This window comes from bacterium, from assembly GCA_026129405.1.
GTDB lineage: Bacteria > Desulfobacterota > Binatia > DP-6 > DP-6 > JAHCID01.
The window spans coordinates 594,530-615,638 of the sequence record JAHCID010000003.1 but is presented as its reverse complement, the minus strand read 5'-3'; the positions used below and the strand labels follow the sequence as shown (position 1 = coordinate 615,638).

The following is a 21,109-nucleotide window of genomic DNA, read 5'->3' as shown; positions in this document are numbered from 1 at the left end:
CATGGGACTGCCGAAGCGACGCACGTCGTCCACCAAGCGCGACAAGCGTCGCGCCCACGACGCTCTCGCGGCGCCGCACGCGATCGCCTGCCCGCAGTGCGGCGAGCGCACGTTGCTGCATCGGGCCTGCCCGCATTGCGGCACCTACCGCGGGCGCCAGGTGAAGGAAGCGAAGGACGCCTGACCTGCCCGTCGCCGCGGTCTGCGTCTTCCCGGGGCAGGGCTCGCAGCATCCCGGCATGGGCCGGGAGCTCGCGAGCGATTTCCCGCGCGCGCGCGCCACGCTGGCCGAGGCCGACGCGGCGCTCGGCTTCGCGCTCTCGCGCCTGTGCTTCGCGGGGCCGGCGGAGGAGCTGGCGCTCACCGCGCACGCGCAGCCGGCGATCCTCGCCGTCAGCGTGGCGGCCTGGCGCGTCCTCGCCGACGAGACCGGCGTTCGCCCGCTCGCGCTCGCCGGCCACAGCCTCGGCGAGTGGAGTGCGCTCGTGGTCGCCGGCGCGATCGCGTTCGGCGATGCCGTGCGCGGCGTGCGCGAGCGCGGACGGCTCATGCAGGCGGCGGTGCCGGTGGGTGAAGGCGCGATGGCAGCGGTGCTCGGGCTCGACCCGGGCGAGGTCGAGACGCTCTGCCGCGAGGCCGCGGGCGACGGCGTCTGCACGCCGGCCAACCTGAACGGGGGCGGACAGGTGGTCGTGGCGGGGCACGCCGCCGCGGTCGAGCGCCTGATCGCGCTGGCGGGGGCCCGGCGTGCGCGCGCCACGCGGCTCGCGGTGAGCGCCCCCTTCCATTGCGCGCTGATGGCACCCGCAGCCGAGGGCCTCGCCGCCTGGCTCGCGGACGTGCCGCTCGCGGCCCCTGCGCTGCCGGTCGTCACCAGCGTCGAGGCGCGCCCGGTAGGTGGCGCCGACGACGTGCGCGCGCTGCTCGTCCGTCAGGTGACGGCGCCGGTCCGCTGGGAGGACACCGCCCGGGCGGTGGGTGCCATGGGCGCGGCCGTCGCGCTCGAGGTCGGGCCGGGCCGGGTTCTCGCCGGCCTCATGCGGCGGATCGTGCCGGGGTTGCCGACGCAGCCGACCGGCGATCCCGCCGGCGTCGCGCGGGCCCGGGAGGTGCTGGCATGAGCGCTGAGCTGGCGGGACAGACGGCGGTCGTCACCGGGGCCTCGCGCGGCATCGGTCGCGGCATCGCGGCCATGCTCGCGGCGCGCGGGGCGCACGTGGTGGTCAACTACGTCAGCAACGCGGACTCGGCGGCTGCCGTGGTCGACGCGATCACCGCCGCCGGCGGCTCCGCCCACGCCGCCGGCTTCGACGTCGGCGACCCGACCGCAACCCGCGACGCCCTGAAGGATATCGTTGACCGGCAGGGCAGAATCGATATCTTCGTCGCCAACGCCGGGGTCTCGATCGACGGCCTCGTGCTGCGCTTCTCCGACGACGACTGGAACAGGGTCCTGCAGACCAACCTGACAGGGGTGTTCCATTGTGCCCGCGCGGCGTTGCGCACCATGGTCCGCAATCGCTACGGGCGGATCGTCAGCGTCACCTCCGTCGTGGCCGGCATGGGCAACGCGGGCCAGACGGCCTACGCGGCGGCGAAGGCCGGCGTCGAGGGCTTCACGCGCTCGCTGGCGCGCGAGGTCGCGAGTCGGGGGATCACCGTCAATGCGGTGGCGCCGGGCTTCGTCGATACCGAGATGACCGCCGCACTGGACGCGGGCCAGCGCGCCGCGTACACGGGCCTGATTCCCGTCGGACGCATGGGGACACCCGACGACGTCGCTGCCGCCGTGGCCTTTCTCGCCAGCCCCGCGGCAGGCTACGTCACCGGCCACGTCCTGCACGTGAACGGCGGGCTCTGGATGTGAACGGCAAGGAGGGGAGATGGCAGCCAGCGTCGAACAGCGCGTGAGAGAGATCATCTGTGAGCAGCTCGGAGTGAGCGAGGATCAGGTGACGCCGCAGGCCTCGTTCATCGAGGATCTCGGGGCCGACTCGCTCGACATCGTCGAGCTCGTGATGGCGCTCGAGGAAGAATACGACATGGAGATCTCGGACGAGGAGGCGGAGAAGATCCGCACCGTCCAGGACGTCGTCCAGTACATCGAAAGCCACAAGTGACGAGGAGCCGATGACCACGCCGCTCGCCAGCACCGACCCGGAGGTGCTCGAAGCCATCCGGCGCGAAGCCGAGCGGCAGGAGTTCAACCTCGAGCTGATCGCGTCGGAGAACTACGTCAGTCCCGCCGTGCTCGAGGCCCAGGGCTCCATCCTCACGAACAAGTACGCCGAGGGCTACCCGGGCAAGCGCTACTACGGCGGCTGCGAGTGGGTCGACGTCGTCGAGCAGCTGGCCATCGATCGCGCGAAGGCGCTCTTCGGCGCCGAGGTCGCGAACGTCCAGCCGCACTCGGGCTCGCAGGCGAACATGTGCGTCTACTTCTCGACGCTCGAGCCCGGCGACACGATCCTCGCCATGAACCTGTCGCACGGCGGACATCTGACCCACGGCAGCCCGGTCAATTTCTCCGGCAAGTTCTTCGAGATCGTTCCCTATGGCGTGCGCGAGTCGGACGGCCGCCTCGACATGGATCAGGTCCGCGACCTGGCCCGTCGCGAGCGCCCGAAGATGATCGTCGCCGGGCATTCCGCCTATCCGCGCCAGCTCGACTTCGCGGCGTTCCGCGCCATTGCCGACGAGACGGGCGCGCTGCTCATGGCCGACATGGCGCACTTCGCGGGCCTGGTCGCGGCCGGCGAGCACCCGTCGCCGATCCCCCACTGCGACTTCGTCACCACCACCACGCACAAGACGTTGCGCGGCCCCCGCGGGGGCATGATCCTCACCCGTACGGCGCACGAGAAGGCGATCAACTCCTCCGTCTTCCCCGGCAACCAGGGCGGCCCGCTCATGCACGTCATCGCCGGCAAGGCGGTGGCCCTGAAGGAGGCGATGCAGCCGGCGTTCAAGGCGTACGCACGTCAGATCGTCGCCAACGCCCGCGCGCTCGCCGACGGCCTCATGCGGCGCGGCCTGCGGCTCTCGTCGGGCGGGACCGACAACCACCTCATGCTGGTCGACCTCCGCGGCACCGAGCTGTCGGGCAAGGTCGCGCAGGAGACGCTCGACGCCGCCCGCATCACGGTCAACAAGAACGGCGTCCCGTTCGACCCGCGCCCGCCCTTCGTGACCAGCGGCGTCCGCATCGGCACCCCGGCCGTCACCACGCGCGGGATGCGGGAGCCGGAGATGGAGGTCGTCGCCGACCTCATCCACCGGGCGCTGCAGCACGTCGGCGACGAGGCCGCCCTGCGCCGCGTCGGCGGCGAGGTGCACGACCTCTGCGCCCGCTTCCCGCTCCCCGGGTCGCAGCGCGTCTAGGCGCCCGGGCCATGCAGTGCCCGTACTGCCGTGCGCCGGAGAGTCGGGTCGTGGACTCCCGGCTCGCGAAGGACGGCGACGTCATCCGCCGCCGGCGGCATTGCGACGCGTGCGGGCGCCGGTTCACGACCTACGAGCGGGTCGAGGTGCTGCTGCCGATGGTCGTGAAGAAGGACGACCGCCGCGAGCCCTTCGACCGCAGCAAGATCGTCAGCGGGCTGCAGCGCGCGGTGGAGAAGCGGCCCGTGTCGGTCGACGCCATCCTCGCCGTCGCCGACCGCATCGAGCGCTGGCTGCAGGAGCGCGGCGAGCGCGAGGTGCGCAGCAGCGAGATCGGCGAGGCGCTCATGCGCGAGCTGCACGCGCTCGACGGGGTCGCCTACGTGCGCTTCGCCTCGGTCTACCGCTCGTTCCGCGACGTGCACGAGTTCATGCACGAGCTCGAGGAGCTGATCGCGCAGCGCCGTGACGCCGACCGCGCCGGCACGGCACGCAAGCCGCCGCGCACCGGGGCTCGTCGCGAGCGGTCGCGGCGGTGAGCAGCGGCGCGCGCCGGCGGCCCGACGCGGGCGGCGCCGACGGGCGCGACCGGCGCTTCATGGCGCGCGCGCTCGAGCTGGCCGCCCGCGGCGTCGGCCGCACGTTCCCGAATCCGCCGGTCGGCGCCGTGCTGGTGCGGGGCGGCCGCGTCCTCGGCGAAGGTTTCCACGCCCGCGCGGGCGGGCCGCATGCGGAGATCGAGGCGCTGCGCGCAGCAGGGGGGCGCGCGGGGGGGGCAACGCTGTACGTGACGCTCGAGCCGTGCACGGTGCACGGGCGGACGCCGCCGTGCGCCGACGCGCTGCTGGCGCTCGGTCTCGCGCGTGTGGTCGTGGCCACCTGCGATCCGAACCCGCGCGTCCAGGGACGCGGCATCGCCAAGCTCCGCCGCGCCGGCATCCCCGTCGTGGTCGGGGTGGGTGAGGACGAGGCGCGGACGCTGATCGCGCCCTTCCGCACCCGCATGCTGCTCCGGCGCCCGCTCGTCGTCCTGAAGCTCGCGACCAGCCTGGACGGCCGCATCGCGGCCGCCGGCGGCGATGCGCGCTGGATCACCGGTGAGGCCGCGCGGCGCATCGCGCACGGGCTGCGCGACACGTGCGACGCGGTGCTCGTCGGCGCGGGCACCGTGCGCACGGACGACCCGCGGCTCAGCTGCCGCATCCCCGGCGGTCGGGATCCGATTCGCGTCGTCCTTGCCGGTACGACCTCGGCGCTGCCGCCGCGGGCGGCGATCTTCGCCCGCAGCGGCCCACCCACCTGGATCGTGGCCCCGCGCGGCACCGCGGCGGCGCGGGCGGCGACCTGGCAGCGCCGGGGCGCGGAGGTGCTCCTCGTCCCCGGGCGGGGAGGGCGGGTGTCCATACCGGCCGCCCTGCGTGTCCTCGCGGCACGCGGGCTCACCTCGGTCCTCGTCGAGGGCGGTGCGGGGGTGGCGGCCGCCGCCCTGCGGGCCGGGGTCGTCGATCGCCTCGTGCTCTTCGTCGCGCCGCTGCTCCTCGGCGGCGACGGCGTGCCGGCGGTCGGGCCGCTCGGCGTCCGGCGCGTGCGCGATGGGCTCCGCACCGGGGCGCTGACGGTGGCGCGCGCCGGCGACGATCTCGTCATCGACACCGCCGTGGCGCCGCGCGCGCGTGCCCGCCGCCGTCTCGTTGCCTCCCCGGATCGCGCACGGTAGGTTCCCGCAATGGCTGGGAGTGAGCGCGACGTCGCCGAGCGCCTGCGACGGGGCGACCTCGTGCTGCTGGTCGACAGCGCGACGGACCCACCCGAGGCGGTGCTCGCCTGCGCCGCGTCCCGCACCACGCCGGCGGCGATCAACTGCATGGCGACGCACGCCCGCGGGCTCGTCTGTCTCGGCCTCACGCGCGACCGCATGCGCCGCCTCGGCATCCCGCTGCTCGCCATGCAGCCGCCCCCGGGGCAGCGCGCCTATGCCGCGAGCATCGAGGCCCGGCACGGCGTCTCCACCGGGATCAGCGCCGGCGACCGAGCCACCACCATCCTCGCCGCGGTCGCACCCGACGCCACGGCGGCCGACGTCGTCATGCCCGGCCACGTCACGCCGGTGCAGCTCGCCCAGGGGGGCAGCCTCATCCGGGCCGCGCTGCCGGAGGCGGCGAGCGACCTCGTGCGGCTCGCCGGGCTGGGGTTCGAGGCCGTCTTCTGCGACGTGCTCGGCCGCGACGGCAACCTCGCCAACGCCGACGAGCTGGCCGCGCTCGCGCGTGACCACGCCCTGCCGACGCTCACCGTCACCGACGTGATCCAGATGCGCCTGCGCTCGGACACGCTCGTGCGGCGTCGTACCGAAGCGGTCGTGCCGCTCGCGAGCGGTGCGACCTTCCGCGCCATCGTCTACGACAACAGCGTCGACCAGCAGCAGCACGTGGCGCTGGTCATGGGCGACGTCCGCGGCGACGCCGAGGTGCTCGTCCGCCTCCACTCCGAGTGCCTGACCGGCGACGTCTTCGCCTCCGAGCGCTGCGACTGCGGCGAGCAGCTCGACCGCGCCATCGCGCTCATCGCGGAAGCGGGGCAGGGCGTCCTCGTCTACCTCCATCAGGAGGGACGCGGCATCGGCCTCGCCAACAAGATCCGCGCCTACGCCCTCCAGGACCAGGGACGCGACACGGTCGAGGCCAACCTCGAGCTCGGCTTCCACGAGGACCTGCGCGACTACGGCATCGGGGCGCAGATCCTGCGCGACCTCGGCGTGCGTCGCGCCCGGCTGCTCACCAACAATCCCCGCAAGATCGCCGGCCTCGAGGCCTACGGCGTGACGGTCACGTCGCGCCAGGCGCTCGAGATCGAGCCCCGCCCCGGCAACCTCCAGTATCTGCGGACCAAGCAGGCCAAGCTGGGGCACCTCCTCTCCGGCCTGCCCGGTCCGCGCTGAGAGCCCGTCGTGCCCCGTCACTGGAATGCCGAGCCCGCTGGAGAGGGCCTGCGCGTGGGCATCGCCCTCGCGCGGTTCAACCGCGCGGTCACCGACAAGCTGCTCGCCGGCGCCCTCGAAGCGCTGGTCGAGCTCAAGGTCGCCGAAGACGCCATCGACGTCGCGACGGTCCCCGGCTGCTTCGAGCTGCCGCTCTGCGCCCAGCGGCTCGCGCTCACCGGCCGCTACGACGCCATCGTCGCGCTCGGCGCGGTCGTGCGCGGCGAGACGCCGCACTTCGACTACGTCGCCGGCGCGGCCGCGACCGGCATCGGCGAGGTGTCACGGCGCTACGACCTTCCCATCGCCTTCGGCGTGCTCACCACCGACACGATGGAGCAGGCGCTCGCCCGGGCCGGCGGCGACCACAGCAACAAGGGCTACGAGGCCGCGATCACCGCGCTCGAGATGGTGCACCTCCTGCGCATGGTCCAGAGGTTCTGACGTGGGCTCGCGCCGCGCCGCCCGCGAGCTCGCCCTCCAGGCCCTCTACCAGGAGGACATGCTGGGCGACGACGCTCAGTCGGGGCGAGCCCTGTCGCTCTTCTGGCGGCACTTCGAGCACGAGAACGCGGAGGTCCAGCGTTTCGCGCGCGAGCTGGTCGAAGGCGTGCGCGAGCACCTGGCCGAGGTCGACGCGCTGGTCGCCGCGAGCAGCGAGCACTGGAAGCTGCCGCGGCTCTCGAAGGTCGATCTCAACCTCCTGCGGCTCGCCACCTGGGAGATGATCGGCCGGCCGGAGATCCCGACGCCGGTGACGATCAACGAGGCGGTGGAGATCGCGCGCCGCTTCGGCAGCGAGGAGTCGCCGGCGTTCGTGAACGGCGTCCTCGACCAGGTGGCGCAGCAGCTCGCGGCGCGGCGCGCGGCCAGCAGCGAGGGGCCGGGTGGTGGTGGAGCGGAATGAGCACGCCCGTCGCTGACGCCTACGAGCCGGCCGTCGTCGAGGCGAAGTGGCAGGCACGCTGGGAGGCCGAGCGCACGCATGCGGCCCGCGTCGATCCCGGCGCCGCGCCCTACTACGTGCTCGAGATGTTCCCGTACCCATCGGGACGCATCCACATGGGGCACGCGCGCAACTACTCCATCGGCGACGTCATCGCGCGCCAGCGCCGGCTCGCCGGCAATCGCGTGCTGCATCCGATCGGCTGGGACGCGTTCGGTCTGCCGGCCGAGAACGCCGCGATCCAGCACGGCGCGCACCCGGCGGAGTGGACGTACTCGAACATCGCGCACATGCGCGCGCAGCTGAAGCGGCTGGGCTTCTCGTTCGACTGGGACCGCGAGCTCGCCACCTGCGATCCGTCGTACTACCGCTGGGAGCAGCTCGCCTTCCTGCGCATGCTCGAGCGCGACCTCGCGTACAAACGGCGCGGCATCGTCAACTGGTGCGTGACGTGCTCGACCGTGCTCGCCAACGAGCAGGTCATCGACGGGCGCTGCTGGCGCTGCGACGGCCCGGTCACCGACCGCGAGCTGGAGCAGTGGTGCTTGCGCATCACCGCCTACGCCGACGAGCTGCTGCGCGATCTCGATCGCCTCGGCGGTTGGCCCGAGCGCGTCGTCACCATGCAGCGCAACTGGATCGGCCGCAGCGCGGGTGCCGAGGTGCGCTTTCCGCTCGACGGGGGTGACGGCGAGGTCGTCGTCTTCACCACGCGGCCGGATACGCTCTTCGGGGTCACGTTCGTGAGCCTCGCGGCGGAGCATCCGCTCGTGGCCCGGCTCGCGGCGGGCACGTCGCAGGAAGCGGCGGTCGAGGCGTTCGTGCAGCGCACGCGGGCGACGGCGCGCATCGAGCGCTCGGCGGGGAAAGAAGGCGTCTTCACCGGCGCGTGGTGCCGTCATCCGCTGACCGGCGTGCGCATTCCGATCTGGGTCGCGAACTTCGTCCTCATGGACTACGGCACGGGCGCGGTGATGGCGGTGCCGGCGCACGACCAGCGCGACTTCGAGTTCGCGCGCGCCCACGACCTGCCGGTCCGCGTCGTCGTCCAGCCGGAGGGCGAGGCGCTCGACCCGGCGGCGATGACGGAGGCGTGGGACGGGGCGGGCACGCTGGTCGCGTCGGAGGCGTTCACCGGCCTCGCCTCGGAGGAGGCGAAGGCGCGGATCACCGCGGCGCTCGACGCCGCCGGGCGCGGACGGGCGACCGTCAGCTACCGCTTGCGCGACTGGGGCATCTCGCGCCAGCGCTACTGGGGCGCGCCGATCCCGGTCGTCTACTGCGACGGCTGCGGGATGGTGCCGGTGCCGGAGTCGGAGCTGCCGGTGACGCTGCCGGAGGACGTCGCGCTCACCGGCACGGGGTCGCCGCTGGCGGAGCACGCGGCCTTCGTCCACACCTCGTGCCCCCGATGCCAGGGCCCCGCGCGCCGCGAGACCGACACGATGGACACGTTCGTCGAGTCGTCGTGGTACTTCGCGCGCTACACCTCGCCGCACACCGACACCGCGGCCTTCGACCCGACCGAGCTGGCGTACTGGCTCGGGACCCGGGGCGTGGATCAGTACATCGGCGGCATCGAGCATGCGGTCCTGCACCTGCTCTACGCCCGCTTCTTCACCAAGGTGCTGCGCGATCTCGGCTGGCTCCAGCTCGACGAGCCGTTCCGCAACCTCCTCACGCAGGGGATGGTGATCAAGGACGGCGCCAAGATGAGCAAGTCGAAAGGCAACGTGGTCGACCCCGACTATCTCATCGAGCGCTACGGGGCCGACAGCGCGCGCCTGTTCTGCCTCTTCGCCTCGCCGCCCGAGCGCGACCTCGACTGGTCCGATCAGGGCATCGAAGGGATGTCGCGCTTCCTGCATCGGCTCTGGCGGCTGACGCTCGCGATCGCGCCGCGCCTGGCCGCCCCCGGGACGCCGGTACCCGCGGAGCTGGACGAGGCCGACCGGACGCTGCGCCGGGCCGTGCACCGCACCGTCGAGCGGGTCACGCAGGACGTCGTCCAGCGCCTCCAGTTCAACACCGCGATCGCGGCGATCATGGAGCTGGTGCGCGATCTCGGTGCGGCGGCAGACACCGCCGATCCTGCCGTGCTGCGCGAGGCGGTCGACGTCGTGCTCGTCTGCCTCGAGCCCTTCGTCCCACACCTCGCGAGCGAGCTGTGGGAGCGCACCGGGCATGGGGGGGCGATCGACGCGGCCCGCTGGCCGGTCGCCGATCCCGCGGCGCTCGAGCGTGCCACCGTCGAGATGCCGGTCCAGGTGAACGGGAAGGTGCGGGCGCGGGTGGTGGTGCCGTCCGACGCGGCCGAGGCCGACGTGCTCGCGGCGGCGCTCGCCGATCCGCGTGTCCAGCAGCAGGTCGGCGGGCGGGCGCTGCGCAAACAGGTGGTGGTGCCCGGGCGTATGGTGAGCCTCGTCGTATGAGGTCGGTCGCCGCGCTCCTCACGGCCGTGTTCGCCGCGGGGCTCTTCGCGTCTGGCTGCGGCTATCATCTCACCGGCGCAGCCGGGGACATCGTCCCGCCCTCGGCGCGCAGCATCACCATCAAGGCGTTCCGCAACCGCACGCGCGAGCGCGGCCTCGAGGTGTCGCTCCAGCGCGCGCTCGAAGAGGAGTTCCGGCGCCGCGGGCCGCTCGAGGTCGTGCGCGACGACGGCGACGTCGTGCTGAGCGGCACGATCCGCCGCTTCTCGAGCACCCCCGTCGCGTTCGGTGCGACCGACGAGGCGGTGCAGTTCCGCGGGCTGCTCCAGCTCAGCATGAAGGTGACCGAGCGCAGCACGGGCCGGGTCCTCTACCAGAACGCACTGGTGCAGGAGTCCCTCGACTTCGGCGCGGTGTCGGGAGTCGTGATCACGACCTCGCCCCGATTCCAGCGCGGCACCATCGACGCGCGCGACCTCATCAACTTCACCAACGTGCAGATCGGCGAGACGCGCCGCCGCGAGGCGCTCGTCGAGCTCCTCGACATCGTCGCCCGCGACGTCTACCTGCAGGCGATGGAGGGCTTCTGAGCGCCGCACGGCGCGGCGGGCCGCCGGCGCCGGACGCCGAGGCGACGCTCGCGACCCTCACCCGCGCTCCGCTGCGGCCATGCTACCTCCTCCACGGCGAGGATCCGTTCCTCACCGACCGGGCGCTCCACCTGCTGCGACGACGCTCCGACGCCGAGGCCGGTCCGAGCACATGGCGCACGCTCTGGGCGGACGAGGATGCGGCGGCGCTGGTCGGCGCGATCGACGATCTCGGGGCGCCGATGCTGTTCGGTGGCGTCGCCGCGCTGGTCATACGGCGTGCGGAGGCCCTCGACGGGGTCCGCGAGGAGGCCGTCCTGTCGGTGCTCCCGCACCTCCAGGGCCAGGCCCGCCTGATCCTCGTCGCGCGGACCCTGGACGCCCGGCGCAAGCTCCCGGGTGCGGTCGCGCGCGCCGGCGCTTCGGTGGCCCTGGCGCCGGTGACCGACGACGCCACCGCCCGCCGCTGGGTCGCCTGCCTGGCGCGCGACCTCGGTCGCGATCTCGCCGCCGACGCCGCCGACCTGCTGGTGCAGCGGACCGGCTTCGACCTCGGCGTGCTGGCGAGTGAGATCGAGAAGGCGTCGCTCTTCGCCGGTGCGGGACAGCGGGTGGAGGCGGCGCACGTCGCGGCGACCGTCGCCGGGGATCGGGCCCAGGCCATCGAGGAGCTCACCGACCGGCTGGCGCGCCGCGATCTCGGCGGCGCCGTGCGGGCGCTTCGCGGGCTGCTCGGCGCCGGCGAGCCGCCGATCAAGGTGGCGGCGTTCCTGGCGGCGAGCGTCCGCCGCGCGCTGCACGTGGCCGAGCTGGCGGAGCAGGGTCTCGGACAGGAGGCCATCGCCCAGCGGCTCGGCGTCCCGCCCTGGCTGGTGCGGCGGAGCCAGGGACGCGGCTCGGCAGCGCACCTCGACCGGGCACTGCACGCCCTGCGGCGGCTCGATCTGGAGCTGAAGACCTCGCGCCCGGCGCCGGCGGTCTTCGAGGCCGCGCTCTTCGCGCTGGCCGGGAAGGGCGACCCGGGCGCGGCTACTGCGCGGACGTCTTGAGCGCGTAGACGGCGTGCGACAGGCGCGCGATGCGGCGCGACGCGCTGTTGCGGTGCACGACGCCCTTGGTCACCGCCTTGTCGAGCGCCCGGCTGGCCTGCGCGAGCGACTCGGAGGCCGCGTTCGCGTCGCTCTGTGCGACCGCGGCGCGGACGGCGCGCACGAGGTGACGGAGGCGGGTACGGATCGCCTGATTGCGGGCCTGACGGGTGACCGACTGACGGTGGCGCTTCAGCGCCGACTTGTGATTCGCCACGGCTGGCGCAGGTACCACGCGCCTCCCAGCGGGTCAAACCACGTTGTGCCCCGGGCTCGGTCTCATTCCGCGGCCTTCGCGGCGCTCCAGAGCCGATCGCGCTGGGCAGCGTCGAGATCCGCCAGCGACCCGTTCGCCGCCTGCTCGACGTGGCCCACGCGGGCCATCAGCCGAGCGGTCGCATCGCGCAGGGCCATCTCCGCCTGGACGCCGAGGTGACGGGCGAGGGATGCGAGCGTCAGGAGCAGGTCGCCGAGCTCGCGCCCTGCCTGGGCGGCGTCGCCGGCGGCGAGGGCGGCGCCCAGCTCGGTGCGCTCCTCGTCGACCTTCGCGAGCACGGCGGCCGCATCCGGCCAGTCGAATCCGACCTGGGCGAGCTTGTCCCCGACCTGCTGCGCACGTGCCAGCGCCGGCAGCGCGCGGGCGACGCCGGCGAGGACGCCCACCTCGCCCTTCGCGGCCCGCTCTGCGGCCTTGATCCGTCGCCAGTTCGCGATCACCGCCTCCGCGTCCTCGGCCTGCACGTCGGCGAAGACGTGGGGATGGCGGCGCACCAGCTTGTCGGCGATCGCGGCGGCGACGTCTGCGATCGTGAACTCCCCGTGCTCGGCCGCGATCTCCGCGTGGAAGACGACCTGGAGGAGCAGGTCCCCGAGCTCGTCGCGGACGGCGCCCGGATCACCCGCATCGAGCGCGTCGAGGACCTCGTAGGTCTCCTCGACGAGGTAGGGACGCAACGTCTCGGGCGTCTGCTCGCGATCCCACGGACACCCGCCCGGCGCGCGCAGCCGGTGCATGATGTCGACGAGGCGGGCGAGGGCGGCGACGGCAGCGGGATCGGCCATGGTGGGCTCGGCTAGCGGCGGTCCGGGCGCGAGTCAACGCGTGACGCGACCTTGCCTCCGCGCAGGACGCGCGTTACCGAGGATGCATGGCCCGCGTCGAGGTGTTCACCACGCCGAGCTGCCCCTACTGCGTCCGCGCGAAGCGCCTGCTCAGCGAGCGCGGCATCGCGTACGAGGAGATCGACCTCAGCGGCGACGACGCTCTGCGCGCCGACGTCATGCGCCGCTCCGGGCGTCGCACCGTCCCGCAGATCTTCATCGACGGGGCCAGCATCGGGGGCTACGACGAGCTCGCGGCGCTCGACGGGCGCGGCGAGCTGGCGTCGATGGTGGGCAAGGCCTGACCGCCGCCATCCTCGTGATGGCGAAGGCGCCGCGCCCCGGTACGGTGAAGACGCGGCTTGCCGCCCACATCGGCCCCGAAGCGGCCTGCCGCCTCCAGCGCGCCTTCATCGCCGACCTCGCCAGCCGCCTGCCGGCGGCCGGACTCCCGATCCACTGGGCCGTCACGCCGCCGGACGGCGACCTCGGGATCGCGGTGGCGGCGGATCGGCGTCTCGTGCAAGAAGGCGACGATCTCGGAACACGCATGGCGCACGCGATGGCCGCGGTACATGCCGTCCACGGCGGGCCCGTCGTCACGGTGGGGACGGACAGCCCACACCTCGACCCGATGACCCTGCGCGCTGCCGCGGCGGCGCTCGGACGGGATTGCGACGTCGTTCTCGGCCCGGCCGACGACGGCGGTTACTGGTGCGTCGGCACCACGGTGCCACCGCGGGAGCTCTTCACGGGCGTGGCCTGGGGCACCGGGGCGGTGCTCGCCACCACGGAGGCCAACGCGGCGCGCGCTGGGCTCCGCGTCGCTCGGCTGCCGCGCACGTTCGACGTCGACGACGCGGCAGGGCTGCGTGGCCTGCGCGCGCTCCTCGCCGCGGGCGCCGTGGCCCTCCCGGCCACGGCGGCGGCGTTGGCGACGCTGCCGGCCGACTAGGCTTCGACTAGGCTAGGGCAGGGCCCGCTCGTCGTCGACGAGATCGTGGCGGCGCACCGCCTCGGCCTGGGGCTTTCCCTTCTTCGGGTTGTGGCCGACGATGAAGGACACGGCCGCGCCCGGCTCGATGCCGGTGCCGCCGTCCTGACACTGGGTGACGTGGAAGAAGAGCGTCTGCCCTTCGCCGTAGCGTACGAAGCCGAATCCCTTGTCGGCGAAGAAGCGATCGACGATGCCCGAGACGCGTGTCCGTCCCGTGGTCTCAAGCGCGGCATCGGCGAGAATGGCGAGCTCGTCGGGCAGGGTGGCGTCGTCGGGCACGGCCGGGAGCGCGTCGGCCGCGCGCAGCTCGAGCGCCGCGGCGCGCTTGATGAGCGCGTCGTCCTCGACCACGAGGCGGGCGAGCTGACGGAGATAGCTCGCGGCTTCGACCGGGCGTCCGAGCTGCTCCGCCAGCTCGGCCGCGAGCCGCAGCCCGTCGGCGAAGCCGCCCTCGCGCCGACAGGCGAGCGCCTGCTCCACCTGGAGGGCCGCGGCGCGCGGCCGCCCACACGCGAGGTGCAGGCGGGCGAGCTCGAGGCGGACGAGCGGCTCGGCGCTGGGGAGCTGGCGCAGGGCCTCGGCGAGGGCGCGCGCCGCCCGCGGCAGGTCGCGCACCGTCTGTGCGTACAGTCGCCCGAGCGCGAGGTGCGCGAACGCGCCACGCGGCAGCTCGACGGCGTGCTGATAGGCGGCTTCGGCGCCGGGCACGTCGTTCTGGAGCTCGAGCACACGCCCGATGCGCTCCCAGACGTAGCTCGAGGTGGGATCGAGGTCGCGGGCCTCGCGGAACAGCGTGAGGGCGCCGGGGAGATCGCCGCGGCGCAGCTCCAGCTCGCCCTGGCAGGCAAGGAGGTGCTCCGGTCGGATGGCCGGCGGATCCGTCTCGGCGTCGAGGTCGCGACAGCCGGTGAGGGCGTCCTCGGCGTGATCGAATTCGCCGAGGTCGCGCAGCACGCGCGAGAGATGGAACAGCACCTGGACCTGGACGCCGCGTCCACGCTGGCGCTGCTCGGCCCCGGCCTGCTCCCAGACGGTGCGTGCCCGGGCGAGCGCCTCGACGGCCTCGCGCGGCCGATGGAGCTTCTCGAGGCAGTAGCCGCGGCGGAACAGACAGAGATGATAGGTGGGGAACGACTGCAACGCGCGGTCGTACCAGCGCAGCGCCTTGGTCCACTTCTTCTTGCGCTGGAAGTACCAGCCGATCGCGCAGTGGAAGACGGCCGCCCGCCGCGGGGCGAGCTCGGCGCAGCGCAGGAGATAGCGCTCGACCTTGTCCTCGTTGCCGAGCATGCCGAACGCCCGGCCGATCTCGTAGAGGAGCTCGGTCGAGTTCCAGGTCTCTTCCTCCGGGGTATCGTCGACGGCGCCGTAGCGAGCGACGATGAGGTGATGTTCTCCCCGGAGGGCCAACGATCTGACCTCCGACAGGATCGCGTCCATGTCACGCATCTCGGGTCCCCTCCACGTCCGCCCCCAGCCTCATGCGTTCGTCGGTACCCCGGCGTCGCCCTCCCCGACGATGCCGACCCGACCTCCCCTGGTGCTACGCCGTACCCGGCCTCCGTGTAACAGCGAGTTCCGAAGCTTTCAACGGAAACGCCGCCTTTTCGCGGGCATCACCACTCCGGTACGAGCGACGGGGGTGGCGTGCGGGCGTCGCGGATACGGACGCGGCGGCCGTCGAGCACGAGGCGACCCTCCGCGTAGAGCTGGATCGCCTGCGGATAGAGCTCGTGCTCGACCGCGAGGATGCGCCGGGCGACCGTCGCGGCGTCGTCGTCCGGGCCGATCGCGACCGCGCCCTGGAGGATGATCGGTCCGTGATCGACCTCCTCGTCGACGAAGTGCACCGTCGCGCCGGCGATGCGCACGCCGTACTCTGCCGCCTGCCGCTGGGCGTGCAGCCCCTTGAAGGCCGGCAGCAGCGCGGGGTGGATGTTCATCACCCGTCCGGGAAAGGCGCCGAGCAGCACGGGCGTGACCAGGCGATCGAACCCGGCGAGCACGACCAGCTCGACGCCGCGGGCGCGCAGCACCTCGATCACGCGCCGCTCGAACGGCTCGCGCCCCATGAAGGCGCGATGGTCGACGACCTCGGTGGGGACGCCGGCCGCGGCGGCGCGCTCGAGGGCCTTCGCGCCCGGCCGATTCGAGATCACCACCGCGATCCGACACGCGAGCCGGCCGGCGGCGATGCGCTCGAGAATCGCCTGGAGGTTCGTCCCCGAGCCCGAGACGAGCACGCCGGCCGTGACCACGGCGCTGGCTTACTCTCGTGGCGGGTCGGGCTCAAGGATGCCGGCAGGCGGCGTCCGTCCGACCGTCCACACGTGCACTGCGCGCGCCCCGGCGGCACGCAGGGCGCGCGCCGCCGCATCCGCCGTCGTCCCGGTCGTGAGCACGTCGTCGACGAGGAGGACGATGCGGCCGTTCACGGCGGGGCGTCGGCGCGCGGCCACGCGGAAGACGTCCGCGAGTGCCGCGCGGCGGGCGGCGGCGCCGAGGCCGACGAGGTCCGGTGTCGGGCGCAGCTGACGGAGCGCATCGCAGAGGAGCGGGCGACGGAGGCGGCGTGCAACGCACCGGGCGAGCAACGCCGATTGGTTGTAGCCGCGCGCCCGCAGGCGGCGGACGTGCAGGGGCACGGGAACGACCAGCTCCGCGCCGCGTGCGTCGAGCGCTCCCACCAGCATGCGCCCCAGCTCGCGCGCCAGCAGACGCCGCCCGCGATACTTGAGCGCCACGACCATGGTGGCGAGCGGATTGAGCCCGGCCGCGGTCGGCCGGTACAATCCGAGCGAAGCGGCGGAGGCGAAGGCCGGGGGACGACGGATGCAGGTCGAGCACGCAGGCATCGGACGCGGGACCGGCGCCGCGCAGCGCCCGCAGCGTGGCGTCCCGTCCGGCGCGAACGAGGCGAGACAGCGCGCGCAGAGGACGCCGTGCTGGGCTGCCGCGAAGGGTGACTCGCAGCCGGCGCACGCACGCGGCAGCGCGACGTCGAGGAGCCAGGCGAACGGCCGCCACACCAGGGGACGCTGCCTCGGACGTCCGCCACGCGCCATCGCTGCGGGAGGAACACGCGGATGAGCAACTTCTTCTGGGGCGCCCTCGTCGGCGCCATCACCATGTACCTCTACCTCCAGGGCGTGACCCCGTTCGTCGACGCCGTGCGCGACGTGTGGACGAACGCCTCGCGGCCTCCCGCCGAATCGCGGGACCGCTGACGACGCGACCCTTTACATCTCCGGACCATCCGCCTACGCTGCGTCGCCGTGCCGCTGACCGAGCAGCAGCTCGCCGACGACCTCGCTCAGGCGATGAAGGCGCGCGAGGCGCAGCGCGTTTCCGTCCTGCGCGGCGTGGTCGCGGCCGCGAAGAACCTGAAGGTGGAGCGGCGCGGTGCCGAGCTCGCCGAGAGCGACCTCGTCCAGCTCGTGCGCCGCGAGCTGAAGAAGCGTGACGAGGCGGAATCGTTCGCCGCCAAGGCGGGCCGCGCCGACCTCGTCGACCAGAACCGCGAAGAGCGTGCCATCCTGGAGCGCTACGTGCCCGCGATGCTCGACGCCGAGCGCCTCGAGATGGTCGTCGCCGAAGTGATCGCGGCCGGGGCGACCAACCTCGGCGCGGTGATGGCCGCGCTGCGCGAGCGGCATGCCGGGCAATACGACGGCAAGCTTGCGAGCGAGATCGTCCGTCGCCGGCTGAGCGGCGGTCCCACGACCTGAGTCGACACGCCATGGACCTGCCGATCCTCGCCAAGCTGAAGAAGGAGCACGCCGACCTCAAGCACGAGCTCACCTTCGACATCCCGAAGGATCTCGCGACCGCGGCCGCGCACGGCGATCTCTCCGAGAACGCCGAGTACGACGCCGCGAAGAACCGCCAGGAGTTCGTGCGCTCGCGGATACGTCAGATCGAGGCCCGCATCCGCGAGCTGTCGATGTACACGGTCGGCTCGATCCCCGAGGGCGTGGTCGGCTACGGCAGCCGCGTCACCGTCGCCGACGTCGACGCCGACGACCCCGCACCGATCATCTACCAGATCGTGTTCCCGGAGGAGGTCGACGCGGCGAAGGGCTTCATCTCGCTCTCGTCGCCGATCGGCCAGGCGCTCATGCGCAAGGCGGAGGGTGACGAGGTCACCGTCCACACGCCGAGCGGGCGGCGCACGTACCAGATCCTGGCCCTGGTGACGTACCACCAGCTCCAGGCCGCGCGCGAGTCGAGCTAGACCTCGTCGCGCAACGCGGCGGCGGCCGTCTCGGGCGGGACGGGATTCGAGAGTATCCCCGTCGCCCACTCCATCCCGCGCTCGTGTCCGAGCTGGGGCACGATTTCGATGTGCCAGTGGAAGACGTCGGCGTCGCTGCCATCCAGCGCCCCGGTGTGGAGGGCGATGCTGTAGGCCGGGTCGTCGCACACCCGGCGGATGCGCGCGAGGACGTCGACGAGCAGCGCCGCGAGTGCGTAGAGGTCGTCGTCGGCCTGTTCGCCGTACTGGGCGAGGTGGGTCCGCGGCATGACCCACACCTCGAACGGGTACGCCGACGCGAAGGGCGTGAACGCCACGAAGTCGCCCTCCTGGGCCACCAGCAGGTTGCCCCGCCCCTCGACCTCGGCGAGCAGGTCGCAGAACACGCAGCGCTCCTTGCGTGCGAAGTAGGCGCGGGCGCCCGACTGCTCGTCCTCGAGGCGCCGCGGCACGAAGGGCGTGGCGAGCACGTGCGAGTGTGCGTGGCGGTAGCGGCTCCGCGGCGTGCCGCGGTTCTTCAGGACGAGGACGTGCCGGAAGCGAGGGTCACGTGCGAGATCGCGGGCCCGCTCGCGATAGACCGACAGGAGCCGCTGCATCTCGATGGGCGTGAAGTCGGCCCAGCCGGCGACGTGATCGGGCGTGTCGGTGACCAGCTCGTGGGCCCCCACCGCGTTCATGCGGTCGAACATCCCGACCCCGCGCGCACCCGGCTCGCCTTCGATGCGCAGCAGCGGCTGGCGGTCCGGGGTGACGCGGACGCTCCAGCCGCCGGGACCGTCCCGGCGCGCGATCTCGACCGGATTCAGGTGCTCGCTCCCGGGACAGAACGGGCAGGGGCCGGCGGGAGCCGGATCGGCGCTCGGGATACGAGCGGGTCCCAGGTCTCCCGGGCGTTCCGGGGCCATGATCACCCAGCGGCGCAGGATCGGGTCTCGGCGGAGCTCTGCCACGGCACACCTCGTCGTCCGCCAACGGGCGGGCGGCCCGCGTCTTAGCGACTCCCCGTGCCCTGCGCCAGTACGGGCACGCGCCTGGCCCCGGACGGCGTGCGTTGACCGAATGCCAACATTGCGGGCCTGAATACGCCATGTTATACCGCCAGGGTTCCCCGGCCTGAAGACCCATCCCAAGTGGGCCTCCCGCCCACTTTTTTCTTTTTGGAGGACAGACGTTCGATGGACCGTGCCGCGGTCATCCGCTGCGTGTCGGAGCTCGCTGAGCCCCTGGCGCTCGCCGCCGGGCTCGAGCTCGTGGACGTCCAGTACGTCCCGGAGCGGGGGCGCCTCGTGCTGCGGGTCCTGCTCGACCGACCCGAGGGCGGCGTCACCATCGACGAGCTCAGCCGGGTCTCGCGCGAGCTGGGCGACGTCATCGACGCGCACGACGCCGTGCGCGGCAAGTACACGCTCGAGTGCTCGTCGCCGGGGCTGAACCGCCCGTTGGTGCGTCCGGCCCACTTCGAGCGTGCGCGCGGCAAGAAGGTGGCGATCCGCATGCGTGACATGGTCGGAGACCGCCGGCAGTTCCGCGGCGAGCTGGTCGACGTCGACGGCGAGACCGTCACCGTCCGAGACACCCAGGTCGGCGACGTGCGCCTCGCACTCGCCGGCATCGACAAGGCCAACGTGGAGTACGACTTCGCCCGGCCTGCGGGCCCACCGCACGCGCATGCGTGAGGGGAGGAGGTTCCGATGTTGCCGGATCTGAATCGCGTCATCGAGCAAGTCAGCAAGGAGAAGGGCATCGATCGTGACATCATCGTCGACGCCTTGAAGGAGGCGATGCTGTCCGCCGCCCGGCGGACGTATGGCCCCGAGAAGAAGATCGAGGCCCAGTACGACCCGACCCTCGGCGAGGTCGAGCTCTTCGAGATCCTGACGGTCGTCGACGTCGTGCAGGACGTCGAGAACGAGATCACGCTCGACGAGGCGCGCCGCACGCTCGACCCCGAGTGCGAGGTCGGCGACGAGCTCCTGCGCAAGCTCCCGTCGGAGAAGTTCGGCCGGATCGCCGCCCAGGCGGCGAAGCAGAACATCATCCAGAAGGTTCGCGACGCCGAGCGCGACTCCATCTTCAACGAGTTCAAGGGCCGCAAGGGCGAGCTCGCCACCGGCATCGTGCAGCGGTTCGAGAAGAAGAACATCATCGTCAACCTCGGCCGCACCGACGCGATCCTGCCGGAGAAGGAGCAGATCCCGCGCGAGCGCTATCGCCAGGGCGACCGCATCCGCGCCTTCATCGTCGACGTCGAGCTGTCGAGCCGCGGCCCGCAGATCGTGCTGTCGCGCACGCACCCGGGCCTGCTGATCAAGCTGTTCGAGCAGGAGGTGCCGGAGATCTACGAAGGCATCGTCGAGGTGAAGGGCGCCGCGCGCGAGCCCGGCGGCCGTGCGAAGTTCGCGGTCACCTCCCACGACTCCGACGTCGATCCGGTCGGCGCCTGCGTCGGCATGCGCGGCACGCGCGTGCAGGCCGTCGTGCAGGAGCTGCGCAACGAGAAGATCGACATCGTCGAGTGGGTGCCGGACCAGGCGGAGTACGTCTGCCGCGCGCTCGCGCCGGCGAAGGTCTCGAAGATCATCCTCGACGAGGACGAGCACGCGATGGAGGTGATCGTCCCCGACGATCAGCTCTCCCTGGCGATCGGCAAGAAGGGCCAGAACGTGCGGCTCGCCTCGCGGCTGACCGGCTGGAAGCTCGACGTCCGCAGCGAGTCCGAAGCCGAGGACGAGGCGCGCCGGGCGCGCGCGTCGCTGGGGGCGATTCCCGGCATGATGGGCGTCGAGGCGGAGCTGCTGTACCAGGGTGGCTACAAGTCGGCCGAGGAGGTCGCGGTCGCCGAGGAGTCCGATCTCGCCGACCTCGACGGCATCACGCCCGAGCGGGCGGCCCGTCTTCTGGAGAGCGCCCGCGAGCACGTCGCGGCGCTCGAAGCCGCGGCAGCCGAAGCGATCGAGAACGAGGTCCCGCCGCCGCCCGCCGACCTCGACGTGCCGCCTCCGTCGGACGTCGCCGTCGACCCGGAGTCGGGAGAGAGGTCAGAGGCCGAGTGACGCGCCGACCCGACATCGCTGGACCGGTTCGCTCGTGCGCGGGCTGCGGAGCGCGTGCCCCGCAGCAGGCGCTCGTCCGCTTCGTCGCCGTCGCCGGGGCGCTGGTGCTCGATCCGCGTCGGCGTCGCCCGGGCCGTGGTGCGTATCTGCATCGCGATGCCAGCTGTGCCCAGTCGTTCATCGCCCGGCGTGGGCCCGTGCGTTCGCTACGATGCAATCCGGCGCGGGCCGCCCGCGAGGCCCTCGTCGGAGCGCTCACCGCCCCGACCGAGGCCGAGGCCTGAGG

General features: G+C 72.9%; 27 protein-coding genes. 21 read left to right on the top strand and 6 right to left on the bottom strand.

The window, feature by feature from the left end; all coding sequences use genetic code 11:
- The first annotated feature begins 1 nt into the window (after position 1).
- From rpmF to holA, 13 genes are read left to right on the top strand one after another with little or no spacing between them, the layout of a single operon-like run.
- Entirely contained in the window at positions 2 to 184 is a 183-nt protein-coding gene (gene rpmF, locus KIT14_15450) for a 50S ribosomal protein L32 (protein ID MCW5891918.1), read from the top strand.
- Between the two features lie 55 nt (positions 185 to 239).
- Positions 240 to 1,121, top strand: a complete 882-nt coding sequence (gene fabD, locus KIT14_15445; protein ID MCW5891917.1) for an ACP S-malonyltransferase — start codon at positions 240 to 242, stop codon at positions 1,119 to 1,121.
- Positions 1,118 to 1,867: a 3-oxoacyl-[acyl-carrier-protein] reductase gene (fabG, locus tag KIT14_15440; GenBank protein MCW5891916.1), complete on the top strand. Its 750-nt coding sequence runs from the start codon at positions 1,118 to 1,120 to the stop codon at positions 1,865 to 1,867. Before fabD ends, fabG begins: the two co-directional genes overlap by 4 nt.
- 16 nt (positions 1,868 to 1,883) lie before the next feature.
- Positions 1,884 to 2,120, top strand: a complete 237-nt coding sequence (gene acpP, locus KIT14_15435) for an acyl carrier protein (protein MCW5891915.1) — start codon at positions 1,884 to 1,886, stop codon at positions 2,118 to 2,120.
- Positions 2,121 to 2,130: 10 nt separating this feature from the next.
- Positions 2,131 to 3,381 (top strand): serine hydroxymethyltransferase, encoded by a 1,251-nt coding sequence (locus KIT14_15430; protein ID MCW5891914.1) that lies wholly within the window; start codon positions 2,131 to 2,133, stop codon positions 3,379 to 3,381.
- A gap of 11 nt (positions 3,382 to 3,392) precedes the next feature.
- Positions 3,393 to 3,920, top strand: coding sequence for a transcriptional regulator NrdR (gene nrdR, locus KIT14_15425; GenBank protein MCW5891913.1), 528 nt, complete (start codon positions 3,393 to 3,395; stop codon positions 3,918 to 3,920).
- Positions 3,921 to 3,979: 59 nt separating this feature from the next.
- Positions 3,980 to 5,098 carry a bifunctional diaminohydroxyphosphoribosylaminopyrimidine deaminase/5-amino-6-(5-phosphoribosylamino)uracil reductase RibD gene (gene ribD / locus KIT14_15420; GenBank protein ID MCW5891912.1) on the top strand — a complete coding sequence of 373 codons (1,119 nt, stop codon included), beginning with the start codon at positions 3,980 to 3,982 and terminating at the stop codon, positions 5,096 to 5,098.
- Positions 5,099 to 5,107: 9 nt separating this feature from the next.
- Entirely contained in the window at positions 5,108 to 6,319 is a 1,212-nt protein-coding gene (gene ribA, locus KIT14_15415; GenBank protein ID MCW5891911.1) for a GTP cyclohydrolase II, read from the top strand.
- Positions 6,320 to 6,328: 9 nt separating this feature from the next.
- Complete coding sequence (locus tag KIT14_15410) at positions 6,329 to 6,802, top strand: 6,7-dimethyl-8-ribityllumazine synthase (protein ID MCW5891910.1); 474 nt, start codon at positions 6,329 to 6,331, stop codon at positions 6,800 to 6,802.
- A gap of 1 nt (position 6,803) precedes the next feature.
- Positions 6,804 to 7,265, top strand: a complete 462-nt coding sequence (gene nusB / locus KIT14_15405; GenBank protein MCW5891909.1) for a transcription antitermination factor NusB — start codon at positions 6,804 to 6,806, stop codon at positions 7,263 to 7,265.
- Entirely contained in the window at positions 7,262 to 9,736 is a 2,475-nt protein-coding gene (leuS, locus tag KIT14_15400; protein MCW5891908.1) for a leucine--tRNA ligase, read from the top strand. The genes nusB and leuS overlap by 4 nt, the downstream gene beginning before the upstream one ends.
- Entirely contained in the window at positions 9,733 to 10,326 is a 594-nt protein-coding gene (locus tag KIT14_15395; GenBank protein ID MCW5891907.1) for an LptE family protein, read from the top strand. The genes leuS and KIT14_15395 overlap by 4 nt, the downstream gene beginning before the upstream one ends.
- Positions 10,323 to 11,375, top strand: coding sequence for a DNA polymerase III subunit delta (gene holA, locus KIT14_15390; protein MCW5891906.1), 1,053 nt, complete (start codon positions 10,323 to 10,325; stop codon positions 11,373 to 11,375). Before KIT14_15395 ends, holA begins: the two co-directional genes overlap by 4 nt.
- Here the strand turns inward: holA and rpsT are convergent.
- Positions 11,356 to 11,631 carry a 30S ribosomal protein S20 gene (gene rpsT / locus KIT14_15385; protein ID MCW5891905.1) on the bottom strand — a complete coding sequence of 92 codons (276 nt, stop codon included), beginning with the start codon at positions 11,629 to 11,631 and terminating at the stop codon, positions 11,356 to 11,358. The two genes, holA and rpsT, sit on opposite strands and share 20 nt — an antisense overlap.
- Positions 11,632 to 11,693: 62 nt before the next feature.
- Complete coding sequence (gene mazG / locus KIT14_15380) at positions 11,694 to 12,476, bottom strand: nucleoside triphosphate pyrophosphohydrolase (GenBank protein ID MCW5891904.1); 783 nt, start codon at positions 12,474 to 12,476, stop codon at positions 11,694 to 11,696.
- A gap of 86 nt (positions 12,477 to 12,562) precedes the next feature.
- On the opposite strand from mazG, the gene grxC reads away from it, so the two are divergent.
- Both grxC and KIT14_15370 read left to right on the top strand, forming a co-directional pair.
- A complete protein-coding gene (gene grxC, locus KIT14_15375) occupies positions 12,563 to 12,820 on the top strand; it encodes a glutaredoxin 3 (protein ID MCW5891903.1) in 258 nt (85 codons plus the stop codon).
- Between the two features lie 17 nt (positions 12,821 to 12,837).
- The gene (locus KIT14_15370) at positions 12,838 to 13,470 is read left to right on the top strand and encodes a TIGR04282 family arsenosugar biosynthesis glycosyltransferase (protein ID MCW5891902.1); all 633 of its coding nucleotides are present in this window, start codon (positions 12,838 to 12,840) and stop codon (positions 13,468 to 13,470) included.
- Positions 13,471 to 13,482: 12 nt separating this feature from the next.
- On the opposite strand, the gene KIT14_15365 is transcribed toward KIT14_15370, so the two are convergent.
- The 3 genes from KIT14_15365 to KIT14_15355 form a co-directional block, all read right to left on the bottom strand.
- The gene (locus KIT14_15365) at positions 13,483 to 14,961 is read right to left on the bottom strand and encodes a tetratricopeptide repeat protein (protein MCW5891901.1); all 1,479 of its coding nucleotides are present in this window, start codon (positions 14,959 to 14,961) and stop codon (positions 13,483 to 13,485) included.
- A gap of 167 nt (positions 14,962 to 15,128) precedes the next feature.
- Positions 15,129 to 15,770 carry a phosphoribosylglycinamide formyltransferase gene (locus tag KIT14_15360; GenBank protein ID MCW5891900.1) on the bottom strand — a complete coding sequence of 214 codons (642 nt, stop codon included), beginning with the start codon at positions 15,768 to 15,770 and terminating at the stop codon, positions 15,129 to 15,131.
- Positions 15,771 to 15,779: 9 nt separating this feature from the next.
- A complete protein-coding gene (locus KIT14_15355) occupies positions 15,780 to 16,304 on the bottom strand; it encodes a ComF family protein (GenBank protein ID MCW5891899.1) in 525 nt (174 codons plus the stop codon).
- 294 nt (positions 16,305 to 16,598) lie between these two features.
- On the opposite strand from KIT14_15355, the gene KIT14_15350 reads away from it, so the two are divergent.
- The 3 genes from KIT14_15350 to KIT14_15340 are packed head-to-tail and all read left to right on the top strand — an operon-like array spanning position 16,599 to position 17,746.
- Positions 16,599 to 16,739: a hypothetical protein gene (locus KIT14_15350; GenBank protein MCW5891898.1), complete on the top strand. Its 141-nt coding sequence runs from the start codon at positions 16,599 to 16,601 to the stop codon at positions 16,737 to 16,739.
- A gap of 48 nt (positions 16,740 to 16,787) precedes the next feature.
- The gene (locus KIT14_15345) at positions 16,788 to 17,240 is read left to right on the top strand and encodes a GatB/YqeY domain-containing protein (protein MCW5891897.1); all 453 of its coding nucleotides are present in this window, start codon (positions 16,788 to 16,790) and stop codon (positions 17,238 to 17,240) included.
- 11 nt (positions 17,241 to 17,251) lie between these two features.
- Entirely contained in the window at positions 17,252 to 17,746 is a 495-nt protein-coding gene (locus KIT14_15340) for a transcription elongation factor GreA (protein ID MCW5891896.1), read from the top strand.
- On the opposite strand, the gene KIT14_15335 is transcribed toward KIT14_15340, so the two are convergent.
- On the bottom strand, positions 17,743 to 18,720 hold the full coding sequence (locus tag KIT14_15335) for a galactose-1-phosphate uridylyltransferase (protein ID MCW5891895.1): 978 nt from the start codon (positions 18,718 to 18,720) through the stop codon (positions 17,743 to 17,745). The genes KIT14_15340 and KIT14_15335 overlap by 4 nt on opposite strands.
- Positions 18,721 to 18,945: 225 nt before the next feature.
- On the opposite strand from KIT14_15335, the gene KIT14_15330 reads away from it, so the two are divergent.
- Genes KIT14_15330 through KIT14_15320 form a run of 3 tightly spaced genes read left to right on the top strand, consistent with a single transcriptional unit; the run spans position 18,946 to position 21,107 of the window.
- On the top strand, positions 18,946 to 19,446 hold the full coding sequence (locus tag KIT14_15330) for a ribosome maturation factor RimP (protein MCW5891894.1): 501 nt from the start codon (positions 18,946 to 18,948) through the stop codon (positions 19,444 to 19,446).
- A 15-nt stretch (positions 19,447 to 19,461) separates the two neighbouring features.
- Positions 19,462 to 20,823: a transcription termination/antitermination protein NusA gene (nusA, locus tag KIT14_15325; GenBank protein ID MCW5891893.1), complete on the top strand. Its 1,362-nt coding sequence runs from the start codon at positions 19,462 to 19,464 to the stop codon at positions 20,821 to 20,823.
- Positions 20,820 to 21,107: a YlxR family protein gene (locus KIT14_15320; protein ID MCW5891892.1), complete on the top strand. Its 288-nt coding sequence runs from the start codon at positions 20,820 to 20,822 to the stop codon at positions 21,105 to 21,107. Before nusA ends, KIT14_15320 begins: the two co-directional genes overlap by 4 nt.
- Positions 21,108 to 21,109 lie beyond the last annotated feature (2 nt).

Coding starts and splice junctions, on each gene's coding strand:
- rpmF (MCW5891918.1), top strand. CDS start 2: ATGGGACTGCCGAAGCGACGCACGTCGTCCACCAAGCGCGACAAGCGT.
- leuS (MCW5891908.1), top strand. CDS start 7,262: ATGAGCACGCCCGTCGCTGACGCCTACGAGCCGGCCGTCGTCGAGGCG.
- mazG (MCW5891904.1), bottom strand. CDS start 12,476: ATGGCCGATCCCGCTGCCGTCGCCGCCCTCGCCCGCCTCGTCGACATC.
- nusA (MCW5891893.1), top strand. CDS start 19,462: ATGTTGCCGGATCTGAATCGCGTCATCGAGCAAGTCAGCAAGGAGAAG.
- ribD (MCW5891912.1), top strand. CDS start 3,980: ATGGCGCGCGCGCTCGAGCTGGCCGCCCGCGGCGTCGGCCGCACGTTC.
- KIT14_15330 (MCW5891894.1), top strand. CDS start 18,946: ATGGACCGTGCCGCGGTCATCCGCTGCGTGTCGGAGCTCGCTGAGCCC.
- KIT14_15340 (MCW5891896.1), top strand. CDS start 17,252: ATGGACCTGCCGATCCTCGCCAAGCTGAAGAAGGAGCACGCCGACCTC.
- KIT14_15370 (MCW5891902.1), top strand. CDS start 12,838: ATGGCGAAGGCGCCGCGCCCCGGTACGGTGAAGACGCGGCTTGCCGCC.
- KIT14_15365 (MCW5891901.1), bottom strand. CDS start 14,961: ATGCGTGACATGGACGCGATCCTGTCGGAGGTCAGATCGTTGGCCCTC.
- KIT14_15350 (MCW5891898.1), top strand. CDS start 16,599: ATGAGCAACTTCTTCTGGGGCGCCCTCGTCGGCGCCATCACCATGTAC.
- KIT14_15395 (MCW5891907.1), top strand. CDS start 9,733: ATGAGGTCGGTCGCCGCGCTCCTCACGGCCGTGTTCGCCGCGGGGCTC.
- nrdR (MCW5891913.1), top strand. CDS start 3,393: ATGCAGTGCCCGTACTGCCGTGCGCCGGAGAGTCGGGTCGTGGACTCC.
- grxC (MCW5891903.1), top strand. CDS start 12,563: ATGGCCCGCGTCGAGGTGTTCACCACGCCGAGCTGCCCCTACTGCGTC.
- fabG (MCW5891916.1), top strand. CDS start 1,118: ATGAGCGCTGAGCTGGCGGGACAGACGGCGGTCGTCACCGGGGCCTCG.
- acpP (MCW5891915.1), top strand. CDS start 1,884: ATGGCAGCCAGCGTCGAACAGCGCGTGAGAGAGATCATCTGTGAGCAG.
- fabD (MCW5891917.1), top strand. CDS start 240: ATGGGCCGGGAGCTCGCGAGCGATTTCCCGCGCGCGCGCGCCACGCTG.
- ribA (MCW5891911.1), top strand. CDS start 5,108: ATGGCTGGGAGTGAGCGCGACGTCGCCGAGCGCCTGCGACGGGGCGAC.
- KIT14_15430 (MCW5891914.1), top strand. CDS start 2,131: ATGACCACGCCGCTCGCCAGCACCGACCCGGAGGTGCTCGAAGCCATC.